This is a genomic window from Allorhizobium sp. NPDC080224 (assembly GCF_050281005.1).
GTDB lineage: Bacteria > Pseudomonadota > Alphaproteobacteria > Rhizobiales > Rhizobiaceae > Allorhizobium.
Map to the genome: position 1 here is coordinate 861800 of NZ_JBNNWJ010000001.1, position 20617 is coordinate 882416.

Here is a 20617-nt window from a genome sequence, read left to right on the forward strand (position 1 = left end):
GTCCCGGGATGGAGCAGCCCGGGAGAGGCCATCATGGCGAGAAAGACGATTGTTATCGCATTGCTGTTGCTGTGTCCGACCGTGACCCCGGCGGCAGCGATCGAGCGGATTTACTGCGCCACTTCCGACAGTGTCATAGACATGTCGCTGGAAAGCGGCTTCAGCAGCAAGGATCAGGAAAAGCTGGTGCATTTCCGTGGCATGGCCGGGGTCAAAGACAAGGCCGCACCATCCGGTTTTCGCCGCTTCCAGATCCGATCCGATATGCTGCGCCAATACTGGATCGATGAGCGCGACCTGCGCTTCAGCATCCATGCCTTTGCCCCGGAAAGGGAGCCGCTCTATCGCGTGTCTGTGGCGATGATCACCGACCGTAATTCGAGTACCACAAAGCGGTTTACGGGGCGCTACGACCTGAAAGTCGTCAAGCTGAAGATGGGCAGCGCCGTCGGCGGCGAGCAGATCCTCTCCCACGAGGGTGATATTTTCTGCGACATCAAGCGTTGACCGAGTGACACGAACCGAAACGACAACGGCCGCATCTTGGCGATGCGGCCGTCTGCATTTCATGAGCGGTGTTTGGGCTCAGCCGCCGAAGATCGTGCGCAGGATATCGACACCCTTGTCGTCGAAGGAGACGTCACCCTGGCGGTTGCCGGGGCCGATGACGATCACCTTGCTGCCAATCGCGGCGCGCTCGTAGAGATGCTCGACATCCTTGTTCATCATCCGGATGCAGCCCGACGACATGTTGAGACCGATCGTCCAGGGCTGGTTCGTGCCGTGGATGCGGAAGATCGTGTCGCGGCCGCCCTTGTAAAGATACATGGCGCGCGCACCGAGCGGATTGTCCGGTCCGCCTTCCTGCACGACCGGCAGGATATGGCCCTTGGCGGCTTCGCGGCGGCGCATCTCTGCCGGCGGACGCCATTCGGGCCATTCCGCCTTGCGGCCGATCTTCACCACGCCAGACCAGCCGAAGCCTTCACGACCCACGCCGACGCCGTAGCGGGTCGCGCGGTTCTTGCCTTCGACATAGTAGAGAAACTTGTTGTTCGTATCGATGATGATCGTGCCCGGCTTCTCGTCCGTCGTCAGGCGCACGACCTTGCGCTTGAACTTCTCCGGCACTTCCTTGCGCTGCTGCGCAACGAGTGTGACGTCACTCGTCGTCTGGATGCGATTGAGGCTGATGGCACTGGCGGGCGCCGGCAAGGCGATGGTGAGCGCGATCACCGCCACCGCCGCCTTGCGGAAAGTCGTGTTGAACATAGGCAATCCCCCTGATTTGCAGGGCTTAGAGCCTAGCGGCTTCGCCTCTCAAAGCAAGCGCTAATCGATGTTTTGTGATATTGTCTGTGCCTCAGATCACAATGACCTTGGTGCCGACCTTCACCCGCTCATAGAGATCGGTCACGTCCTCGTTGCGCATGCGAATGCAGCCGGAGGACACGCCATTGCCGATCGACCACGGCGCATTCGTTCCGTGGATGCGGTAAAGCGTCGAGCCGAGATAGAGCGCGCGCGCGCCGAGGGGATTTTCCGGGCCGCCGGGCATATGTGCGGGCAGGAAGTGCCCCTTGGCTGCCTCGCGGGCGATCATCTCCTGAGGCGGGCGCCAATCTGGCCATTCGCGCTTGGACGTCACCTTGTGCGTGCCGGCCCATTCGAAGCCCGGCTTGCCAACACCGACACCGTAGCGCTTGGCCATGCCGTCGGCCATGACGAGATAGAGGAAGCGCTCGCGCGTATCGATGACGATCGTGCCCGGCTTGTGCTTGGTCTGGTACTCGACCATCTGCGGCAGGAATTTCGGCTCGATCTGCGTGCGCACCGGCTTGTCCGGCCGCATTGCGACCTGTTGCTCTGCCGGCTGCTGCTGCGGGAGAAGTACGCGGCGCTGCTGCACAAGACGCCGCTGCTGCTGCACCGGCTGCTGGCGAAGCACCTGCTGCGGCTGAACGACGACCCGCTGGCGACCCGCCGGAACGATCTGACGTTGGCGCTGCGGCGTCACAGAACTCCGCGTTTGCGCGGGCACGCCACCCAGCTGCAGCACCCAGGACGCCTGCAGGTCGGGGCTCACCATGACGGGCGGGCGGCTCTTGTAGCGATCACTGGCTTGAACGGGCAGGGCAATCGACAGGCTTGTCAGCAGGGCCAGAAACAGGGAAGTCTTCGACATCGGACAACTCGCGAACTAGGGACCGGATGCGGCGGCAAGACATGCCGCCAATTCCAGCAGATCGTGCCAGAGCGGAGGCCGCCAATTGGTAAAGAGGCCTTCATGAAAATGCGATCGAGCCCGTAAACCTTTCGGAAGGGTTAGCAGCCGGTTTGGAAAAGTCGTGAACAAATGGTAAACGCGTTTCCGCATTGGGGGAGAATCGCATGGAGACGACAGCCGAAGGCCTCATCCGGGGAGAGGACGGTCTCGACCGCTGCTTCTGGCATGGCGGCCTCGACGACTATCGCCGCTACCATGATGAAGAGTGGGGCCGCCCGGTCACCGACGATATCAGGCTCTTCGAGAAGATCTGCCTCGAAGGTTTCCAGTCCGGCCTCTCCTGGCTGACGATCCTGAGAAAACGCGACAACTTCCGCGCTGCCTTCGCCGGCTTCGACTTCCACGCGGTCGCCCGCTTCGGCGACGAGGATATTGCCCGATGCCTGGCGGACGCCGGCATCATCCGCCATCGCGGCAAGATCGTCTCGACGATCAACAACGCCCGCCGCGCGATCGACCTCACGGCGGAATTCGGCTCGCTATCTCGTTACTTCTGGAGTTACGAACCCGACGCCTCGGAACGTCCGAAGCGCATGGATTATGCCACCCTCAAGGCGAACCCCACGTCGCCCACCTCAATCCGCCTGTCGAAGGATCTGAAGAAACGCGGCTGGACCTTCGTTGGCCCGACCACGGTCTATGCCTTCATGCAGGCCATGGGTCTGGTCAACGACCATATCGAAGGCTGTTGCCGTCGCGTGCCGACCGAGGAATTACGGACCCGGCTCGTCCGCCCCTGATCAGGCGAGGTTGGCGACAAGCTCAGGCACATGCCCGAGATCCGGGATCTCGCGGAAGCGCGGCGCCTCCTCGGGTTTTTCGACATGCTCCAGCACCCAGGTCAGCTCATGCGGCACGAACACCCCCCAGGCCCCGGTCGCAATAGCCGGCACGATGTCGGATTTCAGCGAATTGCCGATCATCATGGATCGCTCCGGCCCCTCGCCATGTTTGCCGAAGACCCGCCGATAGGTGGTGGCCGTCTTGTCCGAGACGATCTCGACCGCATCGAAATAGTCGCCGAGGCCGGACTGCGCCAGCTTGCGCTCCTGGTCGAAGAGATCGCCTTTGGTGATCAGCACGAGGAAGTATTTGCCGGCCAAAGCCTCCAGCGCATCGCGGGCATGCGGCAGGCATTCGACGGGATGGCTCAAGAGATCGCGTCCGATCGCCAGGATTTCGCTGATCACGGAAGAGGGCGCACGGCCCTCCGTGACCTCCAGCGCCGTCTCGATCATCGAGAGCGTGAAACCTTTGATGCCGAAGCCGTAATGGGCGAGATTGCGCTTTTCCGCCTCCAGCAGACGGTCGGACACATGCTCACCTTCGGCATAATCGGCAAGCAGGCTGCGGAAATGGCCTTCGGTCAGCTTGTAATACTGCTCGTTCTGCCAGAGCGTGTCGTCGGCATCAAAGCCGATCACGGAGACAGGGCGGTTGGACATGACGCCTCCTTTTTCGATCAGGAGGGGCAGACTATTCCCTCTCTCGGGCAAAGCAATGGCGCCCAAAGGCGCCATCACAGTTTCTATATGGGTATGAGAGCTTACTGGCCGTTCTTGGCAAGCCAGTCCTTCATCATGGCGATCTCGCCTTCCTGGGCGGCGATCACCTCTTCGGCGAGCTTGCGGATCTCGGGATCCTTGCCGTGTTCGAGCACGATCTTGGCCATGTCGATGGCACCCTGGTGATGCGGGATCATGCCCTGCACGAAATCGACATCGGCATTGCCGGTGAGCGGCACGGCCATGTCCTTGTGCATGCGGTCATTAGCCTCCCGGAATGCTTTGGATGAGGGGCTGTCATCCATCATGCCATGGTTCATTGAGGACATGTCATGCCCCTGATGCGAACCGTGGTCCTGAGCGAAAACGGTAGGGACGGAGAGCGCGGTCGCAAGCGACGCCGCAACGAGAATAGTCTTCAGCATTGAAGTCTCCTGTGCTGATCTGATGAGGAAAATGCGCGAAGCCAAAGGCCGCGCGGTGTCATCGGATCAGGCGCGGGGAGGGGGCGTCTGCGGCGCCATCAGCTGTGACACGAGCCTTGGCGCAAGGGTGACCGCTTCGGCGGCGCGCGCCGGCTTTCCGCTATCGGCAACGACGGGAAGGGCCGGCAGGGTCAAACAGGCCGCGCAATGCCAGCTTACCTTCATCGGCTTGGAGCTGGGCTCAGTCGCATCGTCAGTATCGACAACCGTCATGCGGCTGACCGAATGAGGACAATCGACATCGACCATGGCTTGGATCGTGGGTGCGGAAAACGTCCCATGCGGATCGCTGGCGTCCATCGCATGTGCCATGGGCATCGCCATCACCGACATGCCGGTCATCGGCATGGTGCCATAGGCGAAAGCTGCGATCAGCAGCAGGAGGCGGGCGAGCACTTGCATGCGATGAAGATGATGCTGGATCGAGGCGAATGCAAGGCCGACAGTGCCGCCGCTCAATGCGCAATCACGTGATGCACGATCTGATAGTCGCGGCTTTCCTCGCCGAAGGGAACCACCGGCCAGTCCCAACGCTCCCGAGCTGCGCCCGTATCGACGCCGTGCATCAGGTCTATAGTCTCCTGCGCAGCTCCGGAGCGGTCGATGACGGTACAGCTGACATCTGTCACGAGGCAGGTCTCGGCCGAAACCTGTGCCAGTCCCTCGACATGCGCGGCGATCGCCTGACGGATCAGCGCTTCTTCCTCGGCATGACCTTCGAGACGCCGGCTCATGCCGATCCCGATCTGCGACAAGAGATTGGCAGAGACGACAAGATCGAGATAGGGCACCTGTCGGAGAAACGCGAGCGGCTCCAAAGGCTGGCGGGCAAGCAGCGCATCCAGCCCGGAAAGATCCCGCTCGATCAGCCGGACATTCTTCAGCCGCTTGACCGTGAGCCAGCTTCTTACGCTTGCCAGATGCACGAGATCCACCAGCACCACCGTGTCGAACAAGCGCGACAGCTCAATGACCGGCACATCGCGCAACAGCCCGGAACCGAGCACCACCACCGTCCGCCGCTGCCGGCATCCTTTAGCAGCCCCGAGAATGGCCGCCTTCGTCCGGCGTTCATGCTCGACCCATGCCGCACGACAGCGATTGGCACGCGCCCAGAGATTGACGGAGGAACGGATCAACGGGCGATGCGCTGTCGAGGTTAAAGGCCACGTCGCGGCATAGTTCAGGGCTTCGAGGATCATGTCTTACCGATAGACGGAACTGCGATGGCCGATCTCGACCACAAGCACGATGAGTTTTCCGTCTTGGATATCGCAGATGATGCGGTAGTCGCCAACTGTGTAGCGCCAATAGGCACCGAGTTTGCTCCCATGGAGCGGGTCTCCAAGGCTTCTGGGATTATCGTGTTTGGCAAGCCGCTCTTCCAGAAACCGTTTTATACGGCGGCGAATGACAGGATCGAGTTTCTCGACCGTTTTCCGAACGGGCTGACGATACTCAATCGTCCAGGCCACGCCAGAACTCCTCGGAACTGACAACCTTGTCTTCGCCGCTCCTGATACGCTTCACGGCCTCGTCGGCAGCGGCGAGATCCTGGAGATTTTCAAGTTCGCGCTGAATCATCTGGCGCAGATAATCATCCGGCTCCGCGCCGGCTTCCGAGGCGTATTCGACGATCAACTGGTGCATTTCTTCCGGCATCTCGAGCGTGACGCGCTTGTTCATCGGAGCGATCCCTGTTTCGAAGCCTCAGCATACCAGTGAAAGCGCCCATTTTCCAGCATCCGCCCTCGCGCCCACCCGCCTTCGCCCTTGCCGCCAAATCCTTGATCCTCTAAGACACCGGCACCTTTTTGAAACGAAATTCCGGTTGTCATCATGAGCGATAAGAACAAGAAGCCCCAGAAGCTGAAGGCCCGCCTGCCGCGCGGCTTCGTCGATCGCGAGGCTGCCGACATCCGTGCTGCCAACCAGATGATGGAGACCATCCGCGAGGTCTATGAGCGCTATGGTTTCGACCCGATCGAGACCCCGCTCTTCGAATACACCGATGCACTCGGCAAGTTCCTGCCGGATTCGGACCGCCCGAACGAAGGCGTCTTCTCGCTGCAGGACGATGACGACCAGTGGATGTCGCTGCGCTACGACCTGACCGCGCCCATGGCCCGCCATGTCGCGGAGAATTTTCAGGAAATCCAGCTGCCGTTCCGCACCTATCGTGCAGGCTATGTCTTCCGCAACGAGAAGCCGGGTCCTGGACGCTTCCGCCAGTTCATGCAGTTCGATGCCGACACCGTCGGCGCGCCGGGCGTCCAGTCCGATGCCGAAATGTGCATGATGATGGCCGACACGCTGGAAGCCCTCGGCATCAAGCGCGGCGACTATGTGATCCGGGTCAACAACCGCAAGGTTCTCGACGGCGTGATGGAGGCCATCGGTCTTGGCGGCGAGGAGAATGCGGGACGGCGTCTGGGCGTGCTGCGTGCGATCGACAAGCTCGACAAGTTTGGAACTGAAGGCGTTAGGCTGCTGCTCGGAGAAGGCCGCAAGGATGAGAGCGGTGACTTCACGAAGGGTGCGGGACTGGATGACCAACAGATTAGTAGACTGATGGTCTACGTGCTGCTCAACCAATTCACTGAGTTGGAACCCGTTAGTGGCGCTGAACCCTCTTCGCTTGAATATAAGAGCATTCCTGATGGCCGCGTAAGTCACTTCGTTGAAAGCAACAAGGGCGTAGTTGACGGTCTGATGGTGCACTTCGGGCATGCGAATCTCGCGAGGGAAGGCATTGAAGAGCTCAGAATGATCGCTGAACTCGTAGAAGCCGCTGGCTATGATCGCTCCCGCATCAAGATCGACCCCTCCGTCGTCCGCGGCCTCGAATACTACACCGGCCCCGTCTACGAAGCCGAACTCACCTTTGACGTCACCAATGAGAAGGGCGAAAAGGTCGTCTTCGGTTCGGTCGGCGGCGGCGGTCGTTATGATGGCCTCGTCTCGCGCTTCATGGGCCAGCCGGTGCCGGCCACGGGCTTCTCCATCGGCGTCTCGCGCCTGATGACGGCCTTGAAGAACCTCGGCAAGCTTGGTCAGGACGACGTGCTTGGCCCGGTCCTTGTCACCGTCATGGATGGCGATGTCGAGAGCATGGGTCGCTACCAGCGCTTCACGCAACAACTGCGGGCCGAAGGCATCCGCGCCGAAATGTACCAGGGCAACTGGAAGAAGTTCGGCAACCAGCTGAAATATGCCGACCGCCGCAACGCCCCCATTGCCATCATCCAGGGCGGCGATGAGCGCGCGCAGGGCGTCGTGCAGATCAAGGACCTGATCGAGGGCAAGCGCCTCTCCGGCGAGATCACCGACAATGCCGAATGGCGCGAGGCCCGCGTGGCCCAGGAAGTCGTGGCCGAGGCTGAGCTAGTGGCGAAGGTCAAGGAGATCCTGGCCGCCCAGGCGGAAGATCGTCGTCGGGCGAAGGGTGTCTGACGTGATGATGGGTGGTTACCCCCCTCTGCCCTGCCGGGCATCTCCCCCACAAGGGGGGAGAGCGGGTTGGGGCCGGCCTCTTGCTCAGCCACCACTCTCCCCCTTTGTGGGGGAGATGTCACGAAGTGACAGAGGGGGGTGCAGCACCCTCTGCGGAGTTCTTTCATGCCCCTGACCGACATGCCGGATTTCGCCGGTACCATCCTGCAGGAATTCACATCACGCGGCACGACGCGCGTCGATACACCCGTGATCCAGCCGGCCGCTCCCTTCCTCGACATGGCGGGTGAAGACCTGCGCCGGCGCATTTTCCTGACCGAGAACGAGCGCGGCGAAAGCTTGTGCCTGCGTCCGGAATTCACCATCCCCGTCTGCCTGCGCCACATCGAAACCGCGACCGGCACGCCGAAGCGCTATGCCTATCTCGGCGAAGTCTTCCGCCAGCGCCGCGAAGGCCCGCAGGAATTCTACCAGGCCGGCATCGAGGATCTCGGTGACATCGCGATCGCCGCCTCGGATGCCCGGGCGATTGCCGATAGCGTTGCGATCCTCACGCGCCTGTTGCCAACCAAGCCGCTTTCCGTCACGATTGGCGACCAGGCGGTGTTCGAAGCCGTGGTCAAGGCACTCGGCCTGCCGGCCGGCTGGCAGAAGCGCCTGATCCAGGCTTTCGGCAATTCCGCCCAGATCGACCAGCTCCTGCGCACGCTCGCCACGCCGACGCCGGTGCCGGGTCTCGATCCGCAAGTCTCCGCACTTCTCGCCAAGGGTGACCAGGAGGCCCTGATCGCCCATATCGATCAAACCATGCAGGAAACCGGCTATCTCACCAATGCCAGCCGCACGCCCGCCGAGATCGCCCGCCGTCTGAAGGAAAAGCTGGCGCTCTCGGAGACGCGCCTCGATGGTGCGGCCCTTCTTCTGCTGCGCGAATTCCTCTCGCTCGAACTGCCGCTCGCCGATGCGTCGGCAGCCCTTGCCGGCTTTGCCGATGCCGCGGGCCTCAAGCTCGGGCAAGCGCTCACCCGTTTCGACGAGCGCGTCGCAGCGCTTGCCAGCACCGGCGTCGATCTCGACCGGATCACCTACCGCGCCGCTTTCGGTCGTCCGCTCGATTATTACACCGGCCTCGTCTTCGAGGTGGCGGTGAAGGGGAAACCCGCGGTGCTTGCCGGTGGTGGCCGCTTCGACCGGCTGCTCACCCTGCTTGGCGCCGAGACGCATATTCCGGCCGTCGGCTTCTCGCTCTGGCTGGATCGCATCGAAACCGAGAGGAGCGCGTCATGACCATCACCATCGGTCTGCCCTCCAAGGGCCGCATGAAGGACGATGCTTCCGCGATCTTCGAACGTGCCGGCATGAAGATCGTCGCCGTCGGCAATGACCGCTCCTATCGCGGCCGTGTCGAAGGTTTCGACGATGTCGAGATCGCCTATCTCTCCGCCTCCGAAATCTCGCGCGAGATCGGCAATGGCACGGTCGATTTCGGCGTCACCGGCGAAGACCTGATCCGCGAAGGGCTTGCCGAAGCCGACGCCCGCGTCGAGATCGCAGCCCGCCTCGGCTTCGGCCATGCCGATGTCGTCGTCGCCGTGCCCGAAGTCTGGTACGATGTCGACACCATGGCCGACCTCGGCGATGTCGCCGCCGAATTCCGCACCCGCCATGGCCGGCGGCTTGCGATCGCGACCAAATATTGGCGCCTGACGCAACAGCACTTTTCGCGCCAACACGGCATCCAGCTCTATCGCATCGTCGAGAGCCTGGGCGCCACCGAAGGCGCCCCCGCTGCCGGCCAGGCCGACATCATCGTCGATATCACCTCGACCGGCTCGACGCTGCGCGCCAATCATCTCAAGGTTCTGTCGGATGGCGTTATCCTGCGCTCCGAAGCCTGCCTTGTGCGGGCGAGGAAGCCGGAGCACGAGGGGAATGCGATGATCAACCGCATCATCGAGGCGGTCCGCGGCGCGCTTTAGGGAGCTGTTCGCCAGCAACCTTTGTGCGTGTGTTGCCCCCCTCTGTCACTTCGTGACATCTCCCCCACTGGTGGGGAGAGGAGAGGGAGTGCGCGGCGCCGCCCCCATCCGCTCTCCCCCCGTGTGGGGGAGATGCCCGGCAGGGCAGAGGGGGGTAACCCCACGACGATAGTCAGCAAGAAACACGAAAAAACCCGCCGGATCGCTCCGGCGGGTTTCTTTTTGCCTTGTGGGGCAGGGATATCAGGCTGCGACGGCCTGGGCCGAACCGCGGCGGGCGTCGATCGAGTAGGCGCCGGCGCCGACGATGGCGAGAGCGATATAGCCGCCAGCCAGCGTGACGTTCTTCATCACCATGATCTGGTTCAGGGTGTTGATCCAGCCGAGTGCGCCTTCCGGCCAGCCTTCGATGGCAACGGTGCCGGTGTGGAAGACGAGACCGGTGAACACGCAGAAGAGAGCGATGGTCCAGGCGGTGATCTTGGTCTGGAAGCCGACGAGGATGAAGAGACCGGCAACCAGCTCATAGAGACCGGCGGCATAGGCCAGAAGGTCGGCGGCGGGAAGGCCTGCGCCGGAGATCATGCCGGCAGTGCCGGCCGGATCGGTCAGCTTGCCGAAGCCGGACATGATGAACATGAATGAGAGAAGGATACGGACGAGAACGAGAAGGCCGTTATTGGTCGCGGACATGGGGGAACTCCGTTGAGCGTTGACGCTGAAACCCCCATCGGTGGCGGCCTCAGTCAGTGCCGCCTTGATGCATGCTTTTTTGTCGCAGGCATAGGTAAACAGTCTTTGACTGATCGTTCACAAAAATGAAACGCTCAAGGCGGTTTCGTTCTCCGCCGAACCCTTCCCGTCGTCGCCCGCGCTCCCTACCTTTGCCCTGTCAAACCGCAAAGGAGCCTCCCCCATGGCAGATCTTTCGACCTTTCCCATCACCGCCAAATGGCCGCCCGCCGATCCCGGCATCATCCAGCTCTATTCCCTGCCGACGCCGAACGGCGTGAAGGTCTCCATCGCTCTGGAAGAGCTGGGGCTCGCCTATGAGCCGCATCTTGTGGATTTCGGCAGTAACGCGCAGAAGAGCCCGGAATTCGTTTCCCTGAACCCGAATGGTCGCATACCCGCCCTGATCGACCCCGATGGTCCCGACGGCAAGCCGATCGGGCTCTTCGAGTCCGGAGCGATCCTGATCTATCTCGCCGACAAGGCCGGCAAGCTGCTCCCCAAGGACGGTGCGGCCCGTTATACGGTTCTGCAATGGTTGATGTTCCAGATGGGCGGTGTCGGGCCGATGTTCGGCCAGTATGGCCACTTCTATAAGTTCGCCGCCGACAAGGTGAAGAACAACCCCTATCCGGCCGAGCGCTACCGTGACGAGACCCGTCGGCTGCTCGGTGTGCTGGAGGCTCAGCTCGAAAAGGGGCCGTGGTTGACGGGCGAGGACTATACGATCGCCGATATCGCCACATGGCCTTGGGTGCGCGCGCTCAAGGTTTTCTATGCCGGTGAAACCGATCTCGGCCTTGCCGACTTCCCGCAAGTGCTCGACTGGTGGGCGCGGGCCGAAGCCCGACCTGCGAGCCAGAAGGGGTTGAACATTCCGGCGCGAGATTGAAGACGTGAGAGAAGGTGCCGGACGCGGCGCCTTCTCCTGCATCTCCGCGGGACCCCTCAGCTCGGCGTAACGGATGCGGTCGTCGGCAGCTGGAAACGCGGGAAGATGAACAGCCCGACCATGTTGCCGCCGCTGCCTTCGAATCCGGAGGACTCGCCGATGCAAAACACCGGTTGACGGTGCTGGGCGCCCGAGACGATGGTCGTCGAATAGCAGAAACGCGACGGCTGCGTTGCCGCCTGTTCGAATAGGCGCAGGATATGGCCGCGATCGGCCTGATCGTAGCAGCGCATCACGGTCAGCAGGCCGCATTCATGGTTTTCGAGGCCATGCAGGCTGCGTGCATGGTTCCCGAGCTTCAGCAGGCCGTTGGTCAGGTCGCCGGTCCAGTCCTCGGACAGTCCGAAACGGCAGGCATGCTGCCCCAGCAGGCCGTTTCCATCCTGTTCGCTCACCGTGAAGGTGGTCGCAAGATTGGCATTTGCTATTTTGAACAAGGCGTTCCCCAAGTCGATAGCCAGAACTGGCCCCAATTTCCCCGGCCCGAAGTATGTGACCCCGCAGCCGACCCCATCCGGCCGAAACCGAAAACGCCGGCGAGCGGATGCCCGTTCACCAGGTTCTTCAAGCGGTCCGCCAGAACCGCAGACACCGTGCTTCCGTCCATCGGGACCACACGACGTTGACGCTGAGACCTTGCGGCGGATCCGAAAGGTCAGCAGGCGTAAAACACCGTTGCGAGTTGCCCCCAATCGCCACGATGTGTACCCCTTGCGCGCAAGCTAGAGCAGGCTTTCAACCGACTCCCACAAGAAGGTTGAAGAAGAAAATCTTGCACGCATCGGAATTAACAGTTTCGATACCATGATTTATTCAGCGTGAAAACGGTTCATGTCCCGAATTGGTGCAGGAACTGTCTCAATTCTGAAAGCACTAAATATTAGAATAATATAAAATTAAGAATTTCGACGAAGGTCTTTTCGCCGATGTGAGTTGCGAACACATCCGGCGCAACGCAACTTGTTATACGATGCTGACCACTGTCAACCGCCCGCAGGCCGATACAGCTTCGCCATCTTTGGATCTATCAACGAGAGATACGAGAAAAGGCGGGTCGAGGGTCTCACCGGTTGTGCTGGTGGTAAACGCGAATAAGATAAGGGTCCGAAGTTCGGTCGACGGGAGTGGTCTGGATGGATGTCACGCGGCGAGCCCTCATCCTGACGGGTATCATTCTCGTGACTGCGGCGGCATCCGCGCCGTCGAGCGCGCATGCCGAGCCGTCCGCCGATGAGCCGCAATGTCTTTACGAGGGAACCTATAGCTCATCTTCGCTGTGCATCAGGCGGGACACGTTCAACGCCGATCTCTGCGGTGCGATAGAACATTTCTCGCTGGCACATGATGTGCCGCCTGCCTTTTTCGCGCGCCTGATCTGGCGGGAGAGCCTCTTCCGGCCGGAAGCGGTCAGTCCGAAGGGGGCGGAAGGCATCGCCCAGTTCATGCCCGGCACGGCGCGCATGCGCGGGCTGTCCAACAGCTTTGACGTTCTGGACGCGCTCGATGCCTCCGCTGCCTATCTTGGCGAGTTGAAAACGCGATTTGGCAATTTCGGCTTTGCTGCCGCGGCCTATAATGCAGGCGAATACGGGTTTTCCCGGTACCTCACCACCGAACGCCTGCCCATCGAAACGCGCGATTATGTCTTCGCCATCACCGGTGCCACCGTTGAGATGTGGCGGGACAAGCCACCGGAGATCGTGGCGCCGGCGCTTGATGAAGCCTCCAGCTTTCAAGATGCTTGCGTGGTGCTCGCCGACAAGCGCCGGATGAAGGAGCCGGTCTTTGCAGGCTCGGCCGATTGGGCACCCTGGGGCGTGCAATTGGCCGCGCATTTCCGGCCAGCCGTGGTCGATCATCTGTTCACCCGAGCCATCAGCCGGCTGCCGGCACCGCTCAATGCCGAGCGCGCTCTCATCGTGCGCCAGCGCGGCGGCAATTTCGGCTACAGCCCGCGTTACGCCGCAAGGATCGGCCGCGAGACCCGTGCCGAAGCGAACAGGCTCTGCGCCGAGATCCGGGCCGCAGGTGGCTATTGCACGGTTCTCAGGAACTAGAGCTGCAACGAAGGGAAGTCCGAGGGCTCCCGATCCCATCCTCGCACAAAACAAAAGGGCGGCCCGAGGGCCGCCCTTCCGAAAGACTGAACCGGATGGCTCAGATGTCAGACCCGATAGGTCCTACATCATGTCCTTGCCGCCTGTTCAGCGCGCTTGACGCGCTGAACCACTTTAGGTGATGGGCGGCTTTAATGGACCCGATGGTAAGACCCGGTGGGTCTTACATCATGTCCATGCCGCCCATGCCGCCCATGCCACCCGGCATGCCGCCAGCAGCTTCCTTCTTCGGAAGTTCGGCGATCATGGCTTCGGTGGTGATCAGCAGCGAAGCAACCGAAGCTGCGTTCTGCAGAGCCGTGCGGACAACCTTGACCGGATCGACGATACCCATGGCGATCATGTCGCCGAATTCGCCGGTCTGGGCGTTGTAGCCGTAGTTCTCTTCGTTCTTGTCGAGGATCTTGCCGACGATGATCGAAGCTTCGTCACCAGCATTGGTGGCGATCTGACGAACCAGAGCCTGCAGCGCGCGGCGAACGATGTTGATACCGGCTTCCTGGTCGTCGTTGACGCCCTTGACGGTGATCTTCGTGGAAGAGCGCAGCAGAGCCGTACCACCGCCAGGAACGATGCCTTCCTGAACGGCAGCGCGCGTTGCGTTCAGCGCGTCGTCGATGCGGTCCTTGCGCTCCTTGACTTCGATTTCGGTCGAGCCACCAACGCGGATGACGGCAACGCCACCGGCGAGCTTGGCCAGACGCTCCTGAAGCTTCTCGCGGTCGTAGTCCGAAGAGGTTTCTTCGATCTGCGCCTTGATCTGGGCAACGCGGCCTTCGATGTCCGACTTCTGGCCGTTACCATCGACGATCGTGGTGTTTTCCTTGGTGATGGAAACCTTCTTGGCGCGGCCGAGCATGTCGAGGGTGACAGACTCGAGCTTGATGCCGAGGTCTTCCGAGATCACGGTACCACCGGTCAGGATCGCGATGTCTTCCAGCATGGCCTTGCGGCGATCGCCGAAGCCCGGAGCCTTGACGGCAGCGATCTTCAGGCCGCCACGCAGCTTGTTGACGACGAGCGTAGCAAGGGCTTCGCCTTCAACGTCTTCAGCGATGATGACGAGCGGCTTGCCGGTCTGAACGACGGCTTCGAGAACCGGCAGCATGGCCTGGAGGTTCGAGAGCTTCTTTTCGTGCAGGAGGATGAATGCGTCTTCGAGATCGGCAACCATCTTTTCCGGGTTCGTAACGAAGTAGGGGCTGAGGTAGCCGCGGTCGAACTGCATGCCTTCGACGACTTCGAGTTCGGTTTCAGCGGTCTTGGCTTCTTCGACGGTGATGACGCCTTCGTTGCCAACCTTCTGCATGGCTTCGGCAATGTCGTTACCGACCTGCGTGTCGCCGTTTGCCGAGATCGTGCCGACCTGGGCAACTTCAGCCGAGGTGGAGATCTTCTTTGCCTTGGCCTGCAGGTCCTTGACGACTTCTGCAACAGCGAGGTCGATACCGCGCTTCAGGTCCATCGGGTTCATGCCGGCAGCAACAGCCTTGGCACCTTCGCGAACGATGGCCTGGGCAAGAACGGTTGCAGTGGTGGTGCCGTCGCCGGCGATGTCGTTGGTCTTCGAAGCAACTTCGCGGACCATCTGGGCGCCCATGTTTTCGAACTTGTCTTCCAGTTCGATTTCCTTGGCAACCGATACGCCGTCCTTGGTGATGCGCGGAGCGCCGAAGGACTTGTCGATGATGACGTTACGACCCTTCGGGCCGAGCGTTACCTTCACGGCGTCTGCGAGGATGTCGACGCCATGCAGCATCTTTTCGCGCGCGGTGCGGCCAAACTTGATTTCTTTAGCAGCCATGTTCAAACTCCCGGGCGTCTAGCCCATTGTTGACTTGGTTAAAAAGGAAGAGGGGTGATCGCGCTGAAATCAGCCGATGACGCCCATGATGTCGGCTTCCTTCATGATCAGCAGGTCGACGCCATCGAGCTTGACCTCGGTGCCGGACCACTTGCCGAACAGGACGCGGTCGCCGACCTTAACGTCGAGAGCGACCTGCTTGCCGCTTTCGTCGCGGGCGCCAGGGCCAACAGCGATGACTTCGCCTTCAGCGGGCTTTTCCTTGGCGGTGTCGGGAATGATGATGCCGCCCTTGGTCTTTTCTTCAGACTCGACGCGCTTGACTACAACGCGGTCATGAAGCGGACGGAAAGTTGTGCTTGCCATTGTCTAATCCCTCGATCAAATGACATTCGCGGGCCGCAGAGCGGGTCCGCATCGATACTGTTAGCACTCGCCCTTGGTGAGTGCCAGCGAGGTTGAGATAAGAACAGCGCTCGACCGAGTCAAGCGAGCGCGTAAAAAAAGGACTGGTGAATGCCGGCGAATTCCACCGACATCCACGCAAGTGAAGTTTCCCTGCGGCCCCAGGTTTCGCCAGCATTTCCCGAGCTGGTCTCTGCCTTCGCCCGCATCGGCCTCATGTCCTTCGGTGGTCCCGCCGCGCAGATTGCGCTGATGCACAAGATCTGCGTCGAGGAAAAGCGCTGGATCGACGAGGACCGTTATCTGCATGCCCTGAATTATTGCATGCTGCTTCCGGGGCCCGAAGCCCAGCAGCTTGCGACCTATATCGGCTGGCTGCTGCACGGCGTGCGCGGCGGCATCGTCGCGGGTCTGCTCTTCGTCGCTCCGGGTCTGGCCGTCATCCTTGGTTTGTCCGGCCTCTATGCGGTCTATCAGGAGGCGAGCCTTGTCACCGGCCTGTTCTTCGGCCTTAAGGCGGCGGTTCTTGCGATTGTCGTGGAAGCTGTGGTCAGGATCGGCAAACGGGCCTTGAAAAGCGGTTTTCATCGCGGCCTCGCGGCTGCCGCCTTCATCGCGCTCTTTCTTTTTTCTCTGCCGTTTCCGCTCGTCGTGCTTGCGGCAGCTCTGGCGGGCCTGGTTCACGCCCGAGGCACGACCTCGGCCGCCGTCGAGATCACCGAAGAGGTGCGTGCAAGACCACCGCTTCTCGGTCAGATCGCAACGCTGCTGTTCTGGGTCGCAGTCTGGCTCGCACCCCTGCCACTTCTGTGGCTGCTGCTGCCGGAAACGGCACTTCCCGAGGTCCAGACGTTTTTCGCCAAGATGGCGCTCGTCACCTTCGGCGGCGCCTATGCCGTGCTCGCCTATGTCGCGCAGGTCGCCGTCGATCACTATGCCTGGCTGAAACCCGGCGAAATGCTCGATGGTCTGGCACTGGCCGAAACCACACCGGGGCCGCTGGTGCTCGTGCTCTCCTATGTCGGCTTCCTCGCCGGCTTCCGGGAAAGCGGCACGCTTGACCCGCTCGTCGCCGGCCTGCTCGGCGGCCTGATCGCGGCCTGGGCCACCTTCATCCCGAGCTTCATCTGGATCTTCGCCGGCGCTCCCTATATCGAGCGGCTGCGTGGTAATCGCCTTCTCAGCGCAGCCCTCTCCGCCATCACCGCCGCTGTGGTCGGCGTCATTCTGAACCTGGCCGTGTGGTTCGCGCTGCACGTGATCTTCACGGAGGTCGAGCCGGTCGTACTCGCGAGGCTCGGCCCGCTCACCCTTTCCCTGCCGTATCCCACCTGGTCATCGCTTGACTGGCAGGCATTGGTCATCGCCGTCCTCTCTGCCGTCATGATCTTCCGCTTCCACCTTGGCATCGGCAAGACGCTTCTGGTTGCCGGCGCGCTTGGTCTCGCGGCGCGTTTCCTGATCTGATGCGGTGCGAGCAGCCGGAGCAATTTCGATCTCCGGCGCTCTTGCCCCTTGCCTTGCCGCCCGTCCTTTGCCATGTCACCGGTCACACTTTGACCAGTCAGGACAGACGATGACCCGCAGCATTTCCACCCTCGGCGACGTGACCGGCTCCTATGATGTCATCCTCTGCGATGTCTGGGGCGTGCTGCACAATGGCATCGATGCCTTTCCGCTTGCCGGGGAAGCGCTGACGGCAGCCCGCGAAAAGGGCCTGACGGTAGTCTTGATCACCAACTCGCCACGTCCGGCCATCGGCGTCATCCCGCAGCTGCGCGCCATCGGCGTGCCGGATACCGCCTATGACCGCATCGTCACCTCGGGTGACGTCACCCGCACGCTGATCGCTGCCGGCCCGAAGAAGGTGTTCCTGCTCGGTCCCGAGCGTGACATGCCGCTCTTCGACGGGCTCGACGTGACGGTCGTCTCGGCAGACGAAGCCGACTGCGTGGTCTGCACCGGTTTCTTCGATGATGAAGTCGAGACGCCGGAAGATTATCGCGACATGCTGACCGCCTTCGTCGCCCGCAAGGTGCCGTTTATCTGCGCCAACCCGGATCTCGTGGTCGAGCGTGGCCACCGCATCATCCCCTGTGCTGGCGCAGTCGCTGCCTTCTACACAGCACTCGGCGGCGAGACCCGCATTGCCGGCAAGCCGCACAGCCCGATTTATGAAGCGACGCTGGCGGCTGCTCGCGAAGCCCGCGGCGAGTTCGACAAGTCCCGCGTGCTCGCCATCGGCGACGGAATGCCGACCGACGTCAAGGGCGCCGTCGATGCCGGTCTCGATCTCCTCTACATCTCCGGTGGCATTCACGCCGCCGACTATGCGACCAACAACGTGACCGACGAGGCAAGGCTCAAGCTCTTCCTCGACCGCGAGAAGGTCGCACCGCAATACTGGATGCACAGGCTGGCATGAGGCGGGACCTGCGATGACCGTCTTTCACCGCAACGAAAAGAAAGAGCCGCTGCCATCAGCCCTTCGCGGCGGCGTGGTGGCCATCGGCAATTTCGATGGCGTGCATCGCGGTCATCAGGCGGTCTTGAGCCGTGCGCTGGAGCGAGCCGAGGCGTTGGGCGTTCCTGCCCTCGTTCTCACCTTCGAGCCGCATCCGCGCACCGTCTTCAATCCCGACAAGCCGGTCTTCCGGCTGACACCACCATCCCTGCGCGCCCGCATCCTGGAAGCCATGGGCTTCCATTCGGTAATCGAATATCCCTTCGACCGGGAGTTCTCGCAGCGCTCAGCCGAGGATTTCGTCCAGTCGATCCTCGGCGACTGGCTCGGCGCCAAGGAAGTGGTAACCGGCTTCGATTTCCATTTCGGCAAGGGCAGGGAAGGCGGTCCCGCCTATCTGATGCAAGCCGGAAGCCGCCATGGCTTCGGCGTCAGCCTCGTCGATGCCTTCCGCGACGAGGGGGCGGAGGTCGTTTCCTCGAGCCGGATCCGGGGGCTGATCGCCGAGGGCGACGTTTCCCAGGCCGCTGGTCTCCTCGGCTATCGCTATACGGTCGAGGCGGAGATCATGAAGGGCCAGCAGCTCGGCCGCACGCTTGGCTTCCCGACCGCCAACATGCATCTCCCGCCGGAAGCAACGCTCAAGCCTGGCATCTATGCCGTCCGCTTCCGCCGCCCCGATGGCATCATCCGTGATGGCGTCGCAAGCTTCGGCTATCGCCCGACGGTCACCAGCAATGGCGACCCCTGGCTCGAAACCTTCGTCTTCGATTTCTCCGGCGATCTCTACGGCGAAATCTGTTCGGTCTCGCTCTTCGGCTTCCTGCGCGACGAATGGAAGTTCGACGGTCTCGATCCGCTGGTGGCCCAGATCCGCAAGGATGCGGACGAGGCGAGGGCACTGCTCTCGGGCGTGAAGCCAATTGGCGCCCTCGACGCCGCCATTGCGTTCTGAAGCACTTCGGTCTCGCCGATTTGAATTGCCGCCCGGCACCGTCTCACATATGGATGCGCCTATGTGATTGATGCCCCGTCTCGAAACGGCAATGCCGGAGTTTGTCTTGACCGAATTCACCCCCCTGATGTCCTTTGCCGGTGGCCTGCTGATCGGCCTCTCGGCGCTCCTCCTGATGCTCACCTGGGGCCGGATTGCCGGCATGACCGCGATCATCGGCGGCATCCTGCCACCGCTCGGTTCCGATTGGAAATGGAAGGCCGCCTTCCTCGCCGGGGCGATTCTTGCGCCGCTCGGCCTGACGCTCGGCGGCTATGAGGTCGAGTATTCGGTTCCGGTTTCGACCACCGCTCTTGTGATCGGCGGCCTGATTGCCGGCATCGGTGTCACCTTCGGCGCCGGCTGCACCTCCGGCCACGGCATCTGCGGCATGGCGCGCCTGTCGCGTCGCTCGATCGCAGCCACCGCCACCTTCATGGCCTTTGCCATCCTGACCGTCTTCCTCATCCGCCACGTCTTCGGGGTCACGATCTGATGCGCTTTCTCCTGGTCTTCCTGATCGGTGCCCTCTTCGGAACCGGTATCGCCCTTTCCGGCATGGCAAACCCTGCCAAGGTGCTCAACTTCTTCGATCTTGCAGGCAGTTTCGATCCGAGCCTCGCCTTCGTCATGGCGGGAGCGTTGTCCGTTGCAGCTCCCGGCTATGCGATCCTTTTCCGGATGCGCGAGAAGCCACTCTTCGACCAGTCCTTCCGCCTGCCCAAGGCGAGCGCCATCGATGCGAAACTGATTGGCGGCTCGGCCGTCTTCGGCATCGGCTGGGGCATTGCCGGCTTCTGTCCTGGCGCCTCGATCCCCGCACTCGGCCTCGGCCACAGCTCCGCGGCGATATTCGTTGTGGCCCTGCTCGTCGGGATCCTCATCGCCCGTAGGCTAGCCAAGGCCGAATTTTTTGCCGATGCGGCCGGTCGATCGGGCTGAGTTGTTCCCGGTATCCTCACGACCGTCTCTGCTTGACGCCTGGCACACATTGACGCCTAGTGCGGCCCAGCAAATCACTTCAGACAGCCCGAAAGGCACCCCATGGCCATGACGCCGCGCAGACCCGTGAACCCGAAGGATGCCGCCGAGGCCCTGTTCAAGCCGGTGAAAAAGCCGGCAGCCCCGGTGGTCGAGCGCCGCGCGGCACCTGAGGTGAAGGAACTCGTCTCGATCAAGCTCGACAGCGCAGTGCTCGCCCATTTCCAGAAGGACGGCCCCGGCTGGCAGGACCGCATCAACGACGCTCTGCGTGCGGTCGTCGAGGCAGACGGCGGCGAGTAAAAGCGGTCATGCGAGAGCCCATCTTGCCCCTTCCTTTTGCCGCGAAAAACCCCTAAAGAACGCGGCAACATGACGTATCTTTCGGCGGCCCGGATCATTCGAATTATTGGCCCGGCCCTCCCGGTGGCTTGAAGAGCTGCGGGAAGGTCCGGGTTT

At 61.9% G+C, this 20617-nt stretch carries 25 protein-coding genes; 13 read left to right on the forward strand and 12 right to left on the reverse strand.

The window, feature by feature from the left end; translation table 11 throughout:
* Window positions 1–33: 33 nt before the first annotated feature.
* Entirely contained in the window at window positions 34–507 is a 474-nt protein-coding gene (locus ACQKP1_RS04125; protein ID WP_427274295.1) for a hypothetical protein, read from the forward strand.
* A 78-nt stretch (window positions 508–585) separates the two neighbouring features.
* Here ACQKP1_RS04125 and ACQKP1_RS04130 read toward each other — a convergent pair whose 3' ends face one another.
* On the reverse strand, window positions 586–1272 hold the full coding sequence (locus tag ACQKP1_RS04130; protein ID WP_203013125.1) for a L,D-transpeptidase: 687 nt from the start codon (window positions 1270–1272) through the stop codon (window positions 586–588).
* 91 nt (window positions 1273–1363) lie between these two features.
* Window positions 1364–2185, reverse strand: coding sequence for a L,D-transpeptidase (locus ACQKP1_RS04135; RefSeq protein WP_427274296.1), 822 nt, complete (start codon window positions 2183–2185; stop codon window positions 1364–1366).
* A gap of 206 nt (window positions 2186–2391) precedes the next feature.
* On the opposite strand from ACQKP1_RS04135, the gene ACQKP1_RS04140 reads away from it, so the two are divergent.
* Window positions 2392–3027 carry a DNA-3-methyladenine glycosylase I gene (locus ACQKP1_RS04140; RefSeq protein ID WP_427274297.1) on the forward strand — a complete coding sequence of 212 codons (636 nt, stop codon included), beginning with the start codon at window positions 2392–2394 and terminating at the stop codon, window positions 3025–3027.
* Here the strand turns inward: ACQKP1_RS04140 and ACQKP1_RS04145 are convergent, their stop codons facing one another.
* From ACQKP1_RS04145 to relB, 6 genes are all read right to left on the reverse strand, one after another.
* Entirely contained in the window at window positions 3028–3732 is a 705-nt protein-coding gene (locus tag ACQKP1_RS04145; RefSeq protein ID WP_427274298.1) for an HAD family hydrolase, read from the reverse strand.
* 101 nt (window positions 3733–3833) lie between these two features.
* Entirely contained in the window at window positions 3834–4241 is a 408-nt protein-coding gene (gene copM, locus ACQKP1_RS04150; RefSeq protein ID WP_427276395.1) for a CopM family metallochaperone, read from the reverse strand.
* 42 nt (window positions 4242–4283) lie between these two features.
* A complete protein-coding gene (locus tag ACQKP1_RS04155) occupies window positions 4284–4736 on the reverse strand; it encodes a hypothetical protein (RefSeq protein WP_427274299.1) in 453 nt (150 codons plus the stop codon).
* Entirely contained in the window at window positions 4733–5479 is a 747-nt protein-coding gene (locus tag ACQKP1_RS04160; RefSeq protein WP_427274300.1) for a hypothetical protein, read from the reverse strand. Before ACQKP1_RS04160 ends, ACQKP1_RS04155 begins: the two co-directional genes overlap by 4 nt.
* A 3-nt stretch (window positions 5480–5482) precedes the next feature.
* A complete protein-coding gene (locus ACQKP1_RS04165; protein WP_427274301.1) occupies window positions 5483–5752 on the reverse strand; it encodes a type II toxin-antitoxin system RelE family toxin in 270 nt (89 codons plus the stop codon).
* Complete coding sequence (gene relB / locus ACQKP1_RS04170) at window positions 5736–5963, reverse strand: type II toxin-antitoxin system RelB family antitoxin (RefSeq protein WP_427274302.1); 228 nt, start codon at window positions 5961–5963, stop codon at window positions 5736–5738. The genes ACQKP1_RS04165 and relB overlap by 17 nt, the downstream gene beginning before the upstream one ends.
* 153 nt (window positions 5964–6116) lie before the next feature.
* Between relB and hisS the strand changes: the two genes are divergently transcribed.
* From hisS to hisG, 3 genes are all read left to right on the forward strand, one after another.
* The gene (hisS, locus tag ACQKP1_RS04175; RefSeq protein WP_427274303.1) at window positions 6117–7730 is read left to right on the forward strand and encodes a histidine--tRNA ligase; all 1614 of its coding nucleotides are present in this window, start codon (window positions 6117–6119) and stop codon (window positions 7728–7730) included.
* Window positions 7731–7895: 165 nt separating this feature from the next.
* Window positions 7896–9017: an ATP phosphoribosyltransferase regulatory subunit gene (locus ACQKP1_RS04180; RefSeq protein WP_427274304.1), complete on the forward strand. Its 1122-nt coding sequence runs from the start codon at window positions 7896–7898 to the stop codon at window positions 9015–9017.
* Window positions 9014–9709, forward strand: a complete 696-nt coding sequence (gene hisG / locus ACQKP1_RS04185; RefSeq protein WP_427274305.1) for an ATP phosphoribosyltransferase — start codon at window positions 9014–9016, stop codon at window positions 9707–9709. The genes ACQKP1_RS04180 and hisG overlap by 4 nt, the downstream gene beginning before the upstream one ends.
* Window positions 9710–9952: 243 nt before the next feature.
* Here hisG and ACQKP1_RS04190 read toward each other — a convergent pair whose 3' ends face one another.
* A complete protein-coding gene (locus ACQKP1_RS04190; protein WP_203013153.1) occupies window positions 9953–10402 on the reverse strand; it encodes a DoxX family protein in 450 nt (149 codons plus the stop codon).
* A 223-nt stretch (window positions 10403–10625) separates the two neighbouring features.
* On the opposite strand from ACQKP1_RS04190, the gene ACQKP1_RS04195 reads away from it, so the two are divergent.
* A complete protein-coding gene (locus ACQKP1_RS04195; RefSeq protein WP_427274306.1) occupies window positions 10626–11333 on the forward strand; it encodes a glutathione binding-like protein in 708 nt (235 codons plus the stop codon).
* Window positions 11334–11389: 56 nt separating this feature from the next.
* On the opposite strand, the gene ACQKP1_RS04200 is transcribed toward ACQKP1_RS04195, so the two are convergent.
* The gene (locus tag ACQKP1_RS04200; protein WP_427274307.1) at window positions 11390–11830 is read right to left on the reverse strand and encodes a hypothetical protein; all 441 of its coding nucleotides are present in this window, start codon (window positions 11828–11830) and stop codon (window positions 11390–11392) included.
* A gap of 696 nt (window positions 11831–12526) precedes the next feature.
* Here ACQKP1_RS04200 and ACQKP1_RS04205 point away from each other — a divergent pair.
* Window positions 12527–13450, forward strand: coding sequence for a lytic transglycosylase domain-containing protein (locus tag ACQKP1_RS04205; protein WP_427274308.1), 924 nt, complete (start codon window positions 12527–12529; stop codon window positions 13448–13450).
* 223 nt (window positions 13451–13673) lie between these two features.
* Here the strand turns inward: ACQKP1_RS04205 and groL are convergent, their stop codons facing one another.
* Both groL and groES read right to left on the reverse strand, forming a co-directional pair.
* Complete coding sequence (groL, locus tag ACQKP1_RS04210; RefSeq protein WP_427274309.1) at window positions 13674–15314, reverse strand: chaperonin GroEL; 1641 nt, start codon at window positions 15312–15314, stop codon at window positions 13674–13676.
* A gap of 69 nt (window positions 15315–15383) precedes the next feature.
* Window positions 15384–15680: a co-chaperone GroES gene (gene groES, locus ACQKP1_RS04215; protein ID WP_006726594.1), complete on the reverse strand. Its 297-nt coding sequence runs from the start codon at window positions 15678–15680 to the stop codon at window positions 15384–15386.
* A gap of 150 nt (window positions 15681–15830) precedes the next feature.
* Here groES and chrA point away from each other — a divergent pair, with 150 nt between their 5' ends.
* The 6 genes from chrA (at window position 15831) to ACQKP1_RS04245 (ending at window position 20461) form a co-directional block, all read left to right on the forward strand.
* Entirely contained in the window at window positions 15831–17186 is a 1356-nt protein-coding gene (gene chrA, locus ACQKP1_RS04220; RefSeq protein WP_427274310.1) for a chromate efflux transporter, read from the forward strand.
* A gap of 109 nt (window positions 17187–17295) precedes the next feature.
* Window positions 17296–18144, forward strand: coding sequence for a TIGR01459 family HAD-type hydrolase (locus tag ACQKP1_RS04225; RefSeq protein ID WP_427274311.1), 849 nt, complete (start codon window positions 17296–17298; stop codon window positions 18142–18144).
* Between the two features lie 13 nt (window positions 18145–18157).
* Window positions 18158–19138 carry a bifunctional riboflavin kinase/FAD synthetase gene (locus tag ACQKP1_RS04230; RefSeq protein WP_427274312.1) on the forward strand — a complete coding sequence of 327 codons (981 nt, stop codon included), beginning with the start codon at window positions 18158–18160 and terminating at the stop codon, window positions 19136–19138.
* A 91-nt stretch (window positions 19139–19229) separates the two neighbouring features.
* Window positions 19230–19673, forward strand: coding sequence for a YeeE/YedE family protein (locus ACQKP1_RS04235; protein ID WP_427274313.1), 444 nt, complete (start codon window positions 19230–19232; stop codon window positions 19671–19673).
* The gene (locus ACQKP1_RS04240; RefSeq protein WP_203013174.1) at window positions 19673–20119 is read left to right on the forward strand and encodes a DUF6691 family protein; all 447 of its coding nucleotides are present in this window, start codon (window positions 19673–19675) and stop codon (window positions 20117–20119) included. The genes ACQKP1_RS04235 and ACQKP1_RS04240 overlap by 1 nt, the downstream gene beginning before the upstream one ends.
* A gap of 102 nt (window positions 20120–20221) precedes the next feature.
* Window positions 20222–20461: a BrnA antitoxin family protein gene (locus ACQKP1_RS04245; RefSeq protein WP_427274314.1), complete on the forward strand. Its 240-nt coding sequence runs from the start codon at window positions 20222–20224 to the stop codon at window positions 20459–20461.
* Window positions 20462–20617: the final 156 nt, after the last annotated feature.